Here is a 12880-nt window from a genome sequence, read left to right as displayed (position 1 = left end):
CGATGGTTGCCAGGGATTTGGGGTCCCGCATCCGCCGCCGGGGGTTGATGCTCGTCCTGTCGTCACCATCGGGTGCCGGCAAGTCGACGATCGCGCGCAATCTTCTTGAGAGCGATTCCAGCCTCGAACTGTCGGTCTCGGTCACCACAAGGCCTCGCCGCGGCTCGGAAATCGAGGGCGTTCACTACCATTTCCGCACGATGCGCGAATTCGAGCGGCTGCGTGATTCCGACGCGCTGCTCGAATGGGCCGAGGTGCATGGCAATTGCTATGCGACGCCGCGTGAACCTGCCGAACTGGCGCTGGCGCAGGGACGCGACATGCTGTTCGACATCGACTGGCAGGGCGCCCAGCAGCTCAAGGAGAAGATGCGCGCCGACATCGTCTCGATCTTCATCCTGCCTCCGTCGATGAAGGAATTGAAGGCGCGGCTGAAGCGCCGCGCCGAGGATCAAGAAGCGGTGATCGAGACGCGGCTGAAGAACGCCCGCAACGAGATCGAGCACTGGAAGGAATATGACTTCGTCATCGTCAACGACGATCTAGACCGTGCTTTCGCCGAAGTGCGCGGCATCGTCGTGGCAGAGCGGCTGCGCCGCGACCGCCGGCCAGGTCTTTTCGATTTCGTGTCGGGCTTGCTGGACGAGAAGACGGATTGACCGCTTTTTTCCTTCTCCCGGATAGCCCTGCGTGAGCGGCGAGAACAGAGCTACACTGCATTGGTCAGCCGCACGAACTCCTCGACGCTAAGCGTTTCGGCGCGTCGTGTCGGGTCGATCCCCACTCGTTCGAGCAAGGCCTCGCCGCCGAGGCTTTTCACGCTTTGCCGCAGCATCTTTCGGCGTTGGCCGAAGGCGGCTTCAGTGACCCGAGCGAGTTTCTTCACATCGGCGGGCAGGGGTGTCGCGCGGGGCTCGAGATGCACCACCGAAGAGGTGACCTTGGGCGGTGGCGTGAAGGCCTGAGGCGGCACGTCGAAGGCGATCCTGGCCTGCGTGCGCCAGCCAGCGAGCACACCCAGCCTGCCATAGGCGTCGCTGTCGGGCGCTGCGACGATGCGCTGGGCGACCTCACGCTGGAACATCAATGTCATGGAGGCGTAGAAGGGCGGCCAGTCCGTGACCGTCAGCCATCTGACCAGCAGTTCCGTGCCGATATTGTAGGGCAGATTGGCCACGATCCGCACCTGCCCGCTATCTCCAGCCGCCTCCGCGGCGAGGGCGGCGAAGTCGGTCTTCAGCGCGTCGCCCGAAATCACCTCCAGCCGGCCGGGGTAATGAGCCGAGACTTCGGCAAGCGCTGCCAGGCAGCGTTCGTCGCGCTCTATGGCGACGACCCGGCGGGCGCCGTTGGAAAGCAGCGCCCTCGTCAGCCCTCCGGGCCCGGGCCCGACCTCGATCACCGTGGCATTTGTCAGGTCGCCGGCGCTGCGCGCGATCTTGCCTGTCAAATTGAGGTCGAGCAGGAAGTTCTGCCCAAGCGCCTTTTTCGCCTGCAGTCCATGACGCTCGATGACGTCGCGCAGCGGCGGCAGCCCATCGATGCTCATGCGGCCGCCGCGCTTGCGTCGGTGTCGGCGAGTTTTCTGGCGAGCTTCAGCGCCGCGATCAGGCTGTCGGGCCGCGCAATGCCCTTGCCGGCGATGTCGAAGGCGGTGCCATGGTCGGGCGAGGTGCGGATGAAGGGCAGCCCCAGCGTGACGTTGACCGCCTCGTCGAAGGCCAGCGCCTTGGCCGGGATCAAGGCCTGATCGTGATACATGCAAAGCGCCACGTCGTAGCCCGCCCGCGCCCGGGCATGGAACAGCGTGTCGGCGGGCAGGGGGCCGAAAGCATCGATGCCTTCGGCGCGCAGGATGTCGACCGCCGGGCGCACGATGTGCTCGTCTTCCGTGCCCATGGAGCCGCCTTCGCCGGCATGCGGATTGAGGCCGGCAATGGCGAGCCGCGGCCTGGCGATGCCGAAGCGGCTGGCAAGGTCGGCCGCGGTGATGCGCGCGCTCGCGACGATCAATTCGGTGTTCAGGACTTTCGGCACCTCGGCCAGGGCGATGTGGATGGTGATGGGAACCGTGCGCAGGTCGGGGCCTGCCAGCATCATTACCGGCATCGCCTCGACGCCGCTGTGCCGAGCCGCGAGATGCGCCAAATATTCGGTGTGGCCGGGAAAAAGGAAGCCCGCATCATAGAGCGGCTTCTTGGCAATCGGGCAGGTCACGACCGCGGCGGCCTCACCGGCAAGGCAGGCGGCGACCGCTCGGTCGATCGCTTCGACGGTGCCGGCCGCATTGGCCGGGTCCGGCCGGCCGGGGCTGTCGATGAAGCGCGCCGTCAGCGGAACGATGGGCAAGGCGTGGCCAAAGACCTCGATCGCCTGCACCGGCGTCACCTCCTCGACGGGCAGCAAAACGCCAAGGCGGCGCGCGCGCGCGGTGACCACAGCCGGGTCGGCCAGCAGATAGAACGGGGGCAAGCCGACAGCGTCACGCGCAAGGAAGGCGGCGATGGCTATTTCAGGGCCGATACCGGATGGGTCGCCGACACTCAACGCCAGCGCGGTCATCGCGCTACTCACGTCAGCGCTTGACGATGCGGGCTTTGGCCTTCAGTTCGTCGACATATTTCTTGCTGAGATCGTCGGCGGCCTTGTCGTTGGAGCCTTCGCTCTGGAACACCATCTGGGCGGTCTTGTCGTCGGACACTTCGCGCGACGAGCAGATGCCGATGAATTCGACGCCGCGTTCGGTCTCGCGCGTAACGGTGGCGCCGCCGACCTTGGTCGCTTTGATCTGCTCGGCCCAGTCTGGCGGCAGTTGCGGCGCCAGAACCCGGCCGAGATCACGAACCGTGACGTCGATCAGGCCCTTGGCGAACTCGCGCGTCGTGTTGCAGCCGTTGAAGCGAGCGCGCATGGCGTCGGCCTCGCGCTTGCGCTTGGCCAGCGTCGCGCTGCGTTCGGCCGCCGGCACTACGAAGATGACCTGCTGCAGCATGTATTCCATGGCGCTCGGCTTGGCGCCGCCCTTGTCGAGCATGCGTCGCACCGCGTCCTGTTCGGTCACGCTGCCGCCTTCGCCGGAACGGTAGCGCGCGCTCAAGGCCTGGTTCCAGGCCATCTGGGCGCGGATGAACTCCTTGAAATGGTCCTTGCCGACGCCGGATTTTTCCATGACGCCGTCGAGCTGGCCGCGCTGCATCTTGTTGTTGGTGGCAAAGCGCTGATAGGCGGCCTCGACCTGTGCATCGCTGATGCGGATGCCAAGCCGCCTGGCCTCGGCGAGCCGGAGCGTCTGGTCGATCATTTCCTGGCCAGCATCCCCCTTTTTGCGCTGCAGCTTCAGGAAGGCGGCACGATGGGCGATATCACCGGTGGTGATCGGTATGTCGTTGACGACGTATTTGATCTCGCTGGCGAAAGCCGGCGGCGTCATGACGGTCATTGACACGGATATCGCCGCCACAAGCAACGCGAACCCTGCTGAAAAGAGGTATTTCCTCATCCTTGGCATCCCAATTCTATTCCCGGCTCCGCCAGTTCCGTCCCCTTCCGGATGCGCGAATCCGTGCCAGCCCTATGCGGCGAAACGATGTCGCCGCCTATTGGATGGTGTCGACTCCGTTGCTCGACGAGCCGAAGTCGCCGAGGGTGCGGAACGAGAGGTTGAATCCGATGCTTTGCGTCACTTCCCTGGTGTTCAGGTCACGCGACTGCGCGTACGTCATCAGGTAGGTGAAGCAGGAATCGTTGTAGGCGAAGCCCACCCCGTCCTTGACCAGCAGGCCCTCCTGCAAATCGTAGGTTCCTGTCCCGAACACGCGCCAGTTCTCGGCAAGATGCGTGGATGCGCCGAGCGTGACCTCGTGACGGTCGGTGGTGAAACCGTAGAGCGGCTGCGCCTGGATGAAGGCATACTTGGCGCTCAACGACACCGGCAGGCCGGAGTAGGCAGCTTTCAGCTCGGCGCGGCGGATCTCGAAGCTCTGTTCGTCGAACCGGCCGCTGACCGAAGCCGCGAATCCATTGGGGCTGGTTATGCCAAACAGGCCGACATAGTCGGACTTGGTAGTCTCAAGGCCTGAATTTGCGCCGACATTGACCAGATCGGGTGCCGCGAAGGAGTTCTCGCCGCCAATTTGATAGGATTGGCCGAAGATGGCATTGGTGCCCCAGCCATTGATGTAGGAGCCGGAATAGCGCAGCCCGACATTGGCACGCGAGCCGCCCTCGATACGGTCATAACCGGAGAACTTGTCGCGCTCGAACAGCGTGGTCGCATCGAAAACCATGCTCTGCGCGTCTTCGTTCGGAATGGAGAGGCCGCCGACATACTGTTCGTTCGGACGCAGGAACACCTGTGCCATAGGCTCGACAACGTGGCTCGAGCCGCTGGCCAGCGAGAACAACAGGGGCCAGCTCATCTCGAGCCCGGCAGTCGCCATGTAGCGGGCAAAGGACGAGCGCATGTCGTCCTGCTGGCCCAAATTCGTCGCCATCTGGTTGATCGCGGTGAGCGAGGCCGACGACGCTCTGACATAGTCGACGTCGCCTTGCAGCGCCAGCAACGGTGTCAGCACCAGCCCGTCGTCGGTGACAAAGCTCCGTTTCCACTCGGCCTCGGCGGTGAGGCGGCTGGACTCGCCTTCGATGCCGCGCACGCGTTGCGTACCCGAGCCGGGCACGTACGGGGTAAAGTAGGTCTCGTCGAGATCTTCGCGGCGGATGACGCGCGTATTGACGTTGAGCGACAACTGGCCGCCGCCGACCGATGTGTCGGGGATATAGGCATAATCAAGCGAGGGCAGCACCCAGGGCTGCTGGCCACTTCTCGCGGCGGCATTGTCGTTCGGCGTGTTTTCCTGAACTTCGAAATGCATGGCGCGCACGTCGAAATAGTTGCGGTCGTTCAGACCGGTCAAATAGACCGACGACTGGTGGACGTATGAATTGTACTTGGCGATGTTGTAGGTATTCGAGAAGTTCTTGTCGGTCTGCAGCAACACGTCCCAGCCGAAATTCCAGCGTTCGTTGATGGCGAACTGCCCCTGCGTGCCCATCATGCCGCGGAACTTGTTCGGATCGCCGGCCGCGCCTGAATTCACATTGTTCCCGGAGGGCGGAAAACCGGCGGCATCGAGAAAAGCGTCCGGATCCTGCTGCTGGATCCCGGCGACCTTAAATGTGTATTCGCCGTTGTTGAAGCGCTGGCGCCATTCGGCTTCGCCGAGGAAGCCCTGCTTGGTGTAACCGCTTCCGGTCACCGTCAGATCATACGTCGGCGAAAGGGCGAAATAATAGGGAACCTTGACGCTATACCCCAGATGGCTGTTGTAGCCGATGCTGGGGATCAGGAAGCCGCTCTTGCGCTTCACGGTGGGATCGGCGATCTCGAACGCCGGCAGGTAAGCCAGCGGAAAGCCGAAGAACTCGAAATTCGCGTTCTCGAAGCGAACCGTCTTCTTCTCACCGTTCCAGATGATCTTCCTGGCTTTGACGCGCCATGTCGGCGCCTTGTCGGGCTTGTCCTCGCACGGTTCGCAGGCGGTGTAGACACCATTGTGGAAGGTGGTCAGCACGCCGCCCATGCGTTCGGCGCTTTCGGCGGCGAAATAGGCCTTGTCGACCGTTTCAACGCGCAGCGCGTTGACGAAACCGTCGGCGAAATCGTCGGTGATGTCGATGTGTTGTGAATTGATCTTCGTGCCGTCGCTGTTGACGATTTCGACATTGCCACTGGCAACCATCCGCTTGGTGTTGCGGTTGTAGACGACCTTCTGGGCGACGAGGCGGTTGCCGCCATAGTCGATCTGCACGCCGCCGACGGCGGTCACGGTCTGGTTGTCGTTGTTGTATTCCAGCGTGTCGGCGGCCAGCAGCATCTGCGAACCGGATGGAACGGTGGTCGCCAAGTTGCCGACCTCCTGCGCGAAGGCCGGCAGCGGCACGCCGCAGGCAAGCAGGCACACCAAGGCGCTCGCCGCATAAAGGCGCGCCAAATGGGCCTGCCTGTCGCTGGGCAAAAACGCCTCCCTCACTAGCCGTCTTCCTTGTATAGCAGGAAAGTCACCCCGAAGAACATAGCTACCACGACCGGCACCCAGGCGGCTATGGCAGTCGGCACGAACCCCGCCACGCCGAACGCCTTCACCAGCACCGAAACGACATAAAGCAGAAACCCGGCAACGACGCCACCCAGAATCATCGTTGCCGATTGTCCCATCCTCGCAAATCGCATTGAAACTGTTGCCGCAATCAGCGTCATGGCGACGAGCAGGAACGGCAACGCCACCAGCGAATCAAACTGCATGGCAAAGGCATTTGCCTTGAGGCCGAAGGAACGGGCAACCTCGATTTTTCCGGGCAGGTCATAGAAGGGAATTGTCTCCGGGCGCGCCAGCCGCTCCTGCACGAATTCCGGCTTCAGATTGGTCGGCACACGATCGCTCGCGACGGGCTGGATGGTGCCGTTCCTGAACGTCTTTACATCCTGCAATTCCCAATAGCCGTCGCGCAGGTAGGCCCGTGCGGCGTCCTTGCGCTCGACAATGTTGCCTTGCTGGTCGAGGATGAAAAACACGGCGTCGGCCATCTCCAGGCCCTGGTCGAGGATAGCCCGCGCGCCGATGATCGTGTCGCCGGAACTGGTTTTCTGGCGAATCCAGGGCGCGGCATCTGCTGAAACGGTATTGGACTTGCCGGAGCGCAGCTCGGTCTCGATCTGTTCGGACAAGGAGAAAGCGTGGGCGGCAAGCGGGTTGATGATCCCGACCGACACGACGCCGAACAGCAATGCGCCGATGCAGCACGGCAAAAGGAACTGCCAGGCGGAGACGCCCGCAGACCGCGCGATGACGAGTTCATAACGCCGGTTGAGCGAAACCAGCGTCGCCATCGCCGAGAACAAGCCGACAAACGGCACCGTCTGCAGCATGATCATGGGCATTCGAAGGCCTGAAATGGCCATCGCCGTCCCATAGGTGAAGCCCGGCAGGCCAGTGGTGCGGCCCGACAATTCCGTGAAATCGATCAGGAACACCAGCGCCAGAAGGCCGATGAAGAACCAGATCGTGATCGCCACGTAACGGAAGAAGAAGTAACGGCCCAGCGTCCAGCCCATCAGCCGACTCCCTGGCCCGAGGTGTCGCGCCTGGACAAACGAGATTTGAGGGCATTCCACCCGTCACCGATGCGGCTGGCCAGGTTTGTCATCCAGTCCGCCCAGGCAACCGGCAGTTCCATGGTCCGGTTCGACACGATGAACCAGATCGCCACCGCGGAAGCCGCGATCGGTATGCCATACACCACATAGGAATATTGCGGGACCTCGTCGGCCTTGCTTGCGGCGAAGAACCCCAGCCAGCGTACGAACAGCGATATCGCGATGGCGGTGATCAGCGGATTGACGCGCGCCTCGCGATGCGAACGCGCGTCTCCCGCGACCGCGAGCGCGATCAGTGCGAAAACCATGGAGTATGTCCATTCCGAAAACCGCTGGTCGATCTCCGCCCGGTACTCCTGCGGACTTTGCTGGTAGTTCTTGTCGTTGGGGCTTGGATTGAGCAGGTACTGGGTGGTCTGGTCTTTTGGCAGGAGCGTCACCTGGTTGGCCGCCGACATGAAGGCCGACATGTCGAAGGCATAGGACGTGAACCGGATAACACTGAGGTCGCCTGTCAGCGTCTTGCGATGGATGACGCCGTCATTCATCATCAGCACCTTTTCGCCGCCCCGCTCGATGATGCTGCCGGTCTTGGCATAATAGACGAGATTGACGCCTTCCTCACGGGAATCGGCGACGAAGATGCCACCCAGCCGGTTGTCGGGAAGCCGCTCGCCAATCTGCAGGAACAGTCCTTCCTCGATCTTGCGGAAGGTGCCTTCCTGAATGATCAGCGACAAAAGGTCGGCGCGCGACTCCGCCACCAGGGCGCGGTTCTTCTGTCGTGCATAGGGGTCGATGCCGTTGTCCACGGCGAATGAAAAGACGCTGGCGGCCAGCGCCAGCAGCATGATCGGCCGCACGATGGTCCAGCGCGAGGCACCCGATGCATTGACCACCGCGAGTTCCGAATCCGAATTCATCACGCTGAGTGTCTGCGCGACCGCCACCACGAGCGCGAAAGGCACGACGATCGGAACGATAGAAGGGAGAATGAGAGACGCGACCTCGAAGAAGGTCAAGGCCGACTGGCCGCTGTCCGTGACCAGATTGATCTTGGCCAGCACCTGCGTCGTCCACACGATGGCCAGCGTCCAGACCAGCGCTGCGATGAAGACAACGAAAGTGCGCCGCATGATGTAGCGTTCAATGACCTTCATGAAGGCTTTACTCGATTTTCTCGAACGGCATCATGCCACCACGCTAAGGGTAGCTGTCCGGCGACGCCCGCACAACTGGCTCCGTTGGGCTGCATCAGGCAGGCGATCCGGTTCCCGTCCCACGTCGCGTGCCGCAGCGGGTCGGAGTCTCGGCGGCAATGGATAAGAAAGGACGAACATCGATGGTTAACAACAGGTTGCGGCATGAAGCGGGGCCGTGCCGCGACGAATCGCCTTCGATTCCACGTCTCATATGGGTAGCCATTTTGGCAAAGTCTTGCCAAATGCCGGAAAACGACCAAATGTCGCGGATCACTTCAAACCGCTTCGCGCAAAGTCGCCCAATCCCCGAAAGCAGGACATGATGAACCCGAGACCGTCGATCGCCTTTGCGAAATTCGCCGCGCCCCAGGCGGCGGCGAGCAGGAAGGGCACGGTCTTCGTGCTGTCGGCGGATAATGGCGGCCTGAGCGATGCGGCCAGGGCCTACGATCCGGGCAAGACGCTGGATCGGGCTTTCCCGATCGCCGAGTTTACCGGCAAGCTCGCCGGCATCGTCGAAATCCTGGCGCCGGAAACGACGGCGCTCGACAGGTTGGTCGCGATCGGCGCCGGCAAGGTCGCGGGGCTCGACGAATATGCCTGGCTGAAGCTCGGCGGCACCATTGCGGCATCGCTGCGCAAGGCAACCGACGTGGCCGTGGTGCTCGACCTGGCCGGCGCTTCGCCCGATGGCAAGGACGCCGCGAACCTCGCGGCGGGCATTCTTTTGCGCAGCTATTCCTTCGACAAGTACAAGACCAGGAAGGATAAGGACGACGGCCAAGGGGGCGGCCAGGGGGGCGGCCAAGGGAACGGTAAGCCCGATCCGAAAAAGCCGGTCAAGGTGACCATCCATACCGCCGACCCCGCAGGCGCCAAGAAAGCATTCAGCGATGCCGAGGCGGTGATCGACGGTGTGCTTCTGGCACGCGATCTCGTCAACGAACCGGCAAACGTGCTGGGACCTGTCGAGTTCGCCGCCCGCGCCAAGGAACTCGAGGCACTCGGCGTCAACGTCGAGATCCTGACCGAGAAGGAGATGAAGAAGCTCGGCATGGGTTCGCTGCTCGGCGTCGCGCAAGGCTCGCCCCGGGGTGCCCGCATGGCGGTCATGCAGTGGAACGGCGGCAAGCCGAAGGACAGGCCCGTCGCCTTCGTCGGCAAGGGTGTCACATTCGACACCGGCGGCAATTCGATCAAGCCGGCCTCGGGCATGGAGGACATGAAGGGCGACATGGGCGGGGCCGCCGCCGTGACCGGGTTGATGCATGCGCTTGCCGCGCGCAAAGCCAAGGCCAATGTCGTCGGCATCATCGGTCTTGTCGAAAACGCGGTCGATGGTCATGCCCAGCGCCCCGGCGACATCGTCACCTCCATGTCCGGACAGACCATCGAGGTGCTCAACACCGACGCGGAGGGGCGCCTCGTTCTGGCCGACGCGCTGTGGTACTGCAACGACCGCTTCCAGCCGAAATTCATGGTCAACCTGGCAACGCTGACCGGCGCCATCATGGTTGCGCTCGGCCTGCATTATGCCGGCCTGTTCTCCAACGACGACGAACTGGCGCAAAGGCTGACCGCGGCCGGACAGTCAACGCAGGAACGGCTGTGGCGCATGCCGCTCGGCGCCGAATACGACAAGCTGATCGATTCCAAGAACGCCGACATGAAGAACATCGGCGGCCGCTACGGCGGCGCGATCATTGCCGCGCAGTTCCTGCAGCGCTTCGTCAAGGACACGCCCTGGGCGCATCTCGATATTGCCGGGACCGCGATGGGCTCGCCGTTGAACGAGATCAACCAGTCCTGGGGTTCGGGTTTCGGCGTTCGGCTGCTGGACCGGCTGGTGCGTGATCACTACGAGAGCTGACGTTCGTCCATGGCCGATGTGCTGTTCTACCATCTGACCGAATCGACGCTGGAGGATGCGCTGCCGGGCCTGCTCGAGCGCAGCGTCGATCGCGGCTGGCGCGCCGTGGTGCAGACCGGCACCGAGGAGCGGCGCGACGCGCTCGACCAGCATCTGTGGACTTTCCGTGACGATTCTTTCCTGGCGCACGCGACCGATCGCGAAGCTTATCCCGGTGAACAGCCAATCCTGTTGACCACCGGCGACGGCAATCCCAACCAAGCCAAGATCAGGTTCCTCGTAGACGGCGCGGCTCCGCCCGACCTTGCCGGCTACGAGCGTGCGGTGTTCCTGTTCGACGGCCATGACGCGGCCCAGGTCGAGATGGCCCGGGCGCATTGGAAGACGATGAAGGACGCCGGCCACGCCGTGACCTACTGGCAGCAAGCCGCGGACCGCCGCTGGGAGCGCAAGGCGTAGAGCAATTCCACGGAAAGTGTGGACCTATCCCGGGAAAAGCGCGCAGCGCCTTGCCTGGCGAATTGCGCTAGAACGAAGAGCAGTTCGACGTTCGCCTGGAACGATGAACAACTCCAGCCCGGCGGCTTTCGCGGATGACGGTTCTAAAGCCTTGCCTTGATCCGTGTCTGTTTCCTGGTGACGTAGTCGCCGTATTTCAATTTCGCGGACTCGTCCGACCGGTTCCGATGCGAACTCCTGAAAACGTACCACTCGCCATCAGGCGACTTGCGCTTGTAGATCGCCTTGCCGGTCTGGCGATGCTCGAAGCAGGTCATTGAGCCCTTCACGCCCCAGGAGCCGTGCCATTGCGCGCGGTAGCACAACTTGCCGCCGCCGGGGATGAACCATATCCCGTCGCCATAGCCCGGCTGGCCCTTTTCCGTCGACCAGGCGTTAAATTGCCGCTGCCTGACGGCAAAGAACGCGGCCCCGTGATTGCCCCACATCCACGAACGGTTCTGATAGATCTGGTAGACGCCTTCGTCGGGCACCACGGCGCCCTTTTGCGCCTGCTCGGCGATTTTGGCCGCTGTCTTGGCTGTCGCGGGGACCTGTAAGGCAAGAACAAGAACGGAGCAGGCGAATGCCGCTCCAAGACAATTACCCAGCACTCGTTTCACGGAACTACTCCACGGACTGATTCACGCCACGCCTCATCCATCATGCCGAAACGCTGGTTCGGCATGGATGGCAAACAAACAGAAAGATGGAGATCCATCCCGATCGTGTCGGGACGCATCGGGACGACGCGTCTACGGCAGGACGTGCTGGGTCACCCTCCAGTCGGGCAGACCATAGCCCCCCAGCCACGGCCACACTTCCTTCTGGTTGAAGTAGACAACTGAAGTCAGCGCCGGGAACTCCGCATAGGACTTGCGGGAATCGGCCTGCCACTTCGAAACATAGTCCTGCTTGCCGACATAGCCGAGTTCCGCCACCACGATCGGCTTGTTGAACCCCGCAACGCGATCATAGCCTGGCTTCAGCAACTCGGCGAACGTACGGTCGTGACCGGCCTCGTCATTGTCCTTTTTCTGCAGGCCGAACACCGACAGGCCGATCACGTCGACATAGTCGTCACCAGGGTAGTATTTTTCCAAGCCTTCATCGCCTTTGGGCGACCACATATATTTGGCCGTGGGGGCGGCCTTGCGGCAGACATCGACTTCGCGCTTGTAAGCGGAAATCCAGTCCTTCGGTGCCCAGTTGGCCCAAGTGAAGCGGCCGTTCTTGTCTTCCATTTCCTGCGCCCAGCGAATGGTCACCGGGCTTTTCATCTGTCCCACCAGGCCGCAGATCGCCTGCATATTGGCATCATATCTGCCGCCCAATATGCCGTCTCGCAGCTCGGGCGGGGTGATGCGCCAGTCCTTCGACCAGGTCCACGGCTCGATCGTGATCAACAGCGAGCGCCCGCGCTGCTGGGCATAAGCATCGGCCAGAGGCAGCGTCGATAAATCGACGTCTTCCCAAGGCAGGAACAGTTCCTCGATGCTGGCGGTCTTGTCATTGGTGAAATCGCCATACGGATCGTACGAGCCGAATGCCGACGCGGCGCTGCTCGTCTGAACGGGGTCCGTCACGGGGACGGAGCCGGCGCCTCCCGCCGTGGGGAACGCGGCGCTTCCGCCCAAAACCAGCGTGACTACAAGCGCATTTGCTGCGGAGCGTTTCATTGTTTGCCTCCCAAGGCCCGACTTCCTACGAAAGCCAAGGCTTCGCCCGGCGCGTCGATGCCTGATCGACACGCCTATCCAACACCCATCGGCTCTATTGGCGTAATCTGCGGGATTTCGGAGCGACCATTGGCGAGTGTGCGAACTTGGCACGGACCCACCCAAAATTATCCCTCAAGGCTCCGATACTGAAGAGCTTCAGAGAGAAAGTTCGCCGCGATACTCACAAATTCGCGTCAACATCCCGATATATCATCCCTAGCTAATTTAAGAGCCGGTCGGGGCCAAGAGTCAAGCACAATTAACGGTTGCTTAACCTTGGCGCTCGCAACGTGGTTAACGCTGCTTGTCCTCATCCAGACATGGGAACCAGCCCCTCTCGGTGAATTCCTCAACGCAAAACGTCCGGCTTGCCCGTCCAGCGCTGGTCGGGGGCGCGCGACCGCCGGATCGGCCCGGCGATTCAAAGGCGTTA

11 protein-coding genes are annotated in these 12880 nt (G+C 62.4%); 3 read left to right on the top strand and 8 right to left on the bottom strand.

The genetic code is table 11. The features are described 5' to 3' along the window. Positions 1-2: 2 nt before the first annotated feature. Positions 3-659 (top strand): guanylate kinase, encoded by a 657-nt coding sequence (gmk, locus tag FJ543_RS29005; RefSeq protein WP_023773399.1) that lies wholly within the window; start codon positions 3-5, stop codon positions 657-659. Positions 660-709: 50 nt separating this feature from the next. Here the strand turns inward: gmk and rsmA are convergent, their stop codons facing one another. The 6 genes from rsmA to lptF all read right to left on the bottom strand — a co-directional run bounded on the left by rsmA (position 710) and on the right by lptF (position 8316). Continuing rightward, positions 710-1549 (bottom strand): 16S rRNA (adenine(1518)-N(6)/adenine(1519)-N(6))-dimethyltransferase RsmA, encoded by an 840-nt coding sequence (gene rsmA / locus FJ543_RS29000; RefSeq protein ID WP_140717935.1) that lies wholly within the window; start codon positions 1547-1549, stop codon positions 710-712. Then, a complete protein-coding gene (gene pdxA, locus FJ543_RS28995) occupies positions 1546-2562 on the bottom strand; it encodes a 4-hydroxythreonine-4-phosphate dehydrogenase PdxA (RefSeq protein WP_181174110.1) in 1017 nt (338 codons plus the stop codon). Before pdxA ends, rsmA begins: the two co-directional genes overlap by 4 nt. 13 nt (positions 2563-2575) lie before the next feature. Further along, positions 2576-3508 carry a peptidylprolyl isomerase gene (locus FJ543_RS28990; RefSeq protein WP_181174109.1) on the bottom strand — a complete coding sequence of 311 codons (933 nt, stop codon included), beginning with the start codon at positions 3506-3508 and terminating at the stop codon, positions 2576-2578. Between the two features lie 88 nt (positions 3509-3596). Continuing rightward, positions 3597-6032, bottom strand: coding sequence for an LPS-assembly protein LptD (locus FJ543_RS28985; RefSeq protein WP_181173072.1), 2436 nt, complete (start codon positions 6030-6032; stop codon positions 3597-3599). Beyond that, positions 6032-7117 carry an LPS export ABC transporter permease LptG gene (gene lptG / locus FJ543_RS28980; protein WP_023795292.1) on the bottom strand — a complete coding sequence of 362 codons (1086 nt, stop codon included), beginning with the start codon at positions 7115-7117 and terminating at the stop codon, positions 6032-6034. The genes FJ543_RS28985 and lptG overlap by 1 nt, the downstream gene beginning before the upstream one ends. After that, positions 7114-8316 (bottom strand): LPS export ABC transporter permease LptF, encoded by a 1203-nt coding sequence (gene lptF, locus FJ543_RS28975; protein WP_015318495.1) that lies wholly within the window; start codon positions 8314-8316, stop codon positions 7114-7116. The genes lptG and lptF overlap by 4 nt, the downstream gene beginning before the upstream one ends. A 364-nt stretch (positions 8317-8680) precedes the next feature. Here lptF and FJ543_RS28970 point away from each other — a divergent pair, with 364 nt between their 5' ends. Continuing rightward, a complete protein-coding gene (locus FJ543_RS28970; RefSeq protein ID WP_140878609.1) occupies positions 8681-10228 on the top strand; it encodes a leucyl aminopeptidase in 1548 nt (515 codons plus the stop codon). A gap of 9 nt (positions 10229-10237) precedes the next feature. Next, positions 10238-10687: a DNA polymerase III subunit chi gene (locus FJ543_RS28965; RefSeq protein ID WP_140617213.1), complete on the top strand. Its 450-nt coding sequence runs from the start codon at positions 10238-10240 to the stop codon at positions 10685-10687. Positions 10688-10830: 143 nt separating this feature from the next. On the opposite strand, the gene FJ543_RS28960 is transcribed toward FJ543_RS28965, so the two are convergent. Together FJ543_RS28960 and FJ543_RS28955 are read right to left on the bottom strand one after the other, a co-directional pair. Continuing rightward, a complete protein-coding gene (locus FJ543_RS28960; RefSeq protein ID WP_015318492.1) occupies positions 10831-11349 on the bottom strand; it encodes a DUF995 domain-containing protein in 519 nt (172 codons plus the stop codon). A gap of 132 nt (positions 11350-11481) precedes the next feature. Then, a complete protein-coding gene (locus FJ543_RS28955; protein WP_140617212.1) occupies positions 11482-12405 on the bottom strand; it encodes a glycoside hydrolase family 26 protein in 924 nt (307 codons plus the stop codon). Positions 12406-12880: the final 475 nt, after the last annotated feature.

It is taken from the genome of Mesorhizobium sp. B2-5-7 (genome assembly GCF_006440875.1).
Lineage (GTDB): Bacteria > Pseudomonadota > Alphaproteobacteria > Rhizobiales > Rhizobiaceae > Mesorhizobium > Mesorhizobium australicum.
This window is presented reverse-complemented; position numbering and strand designations above follow the sequence as displayed.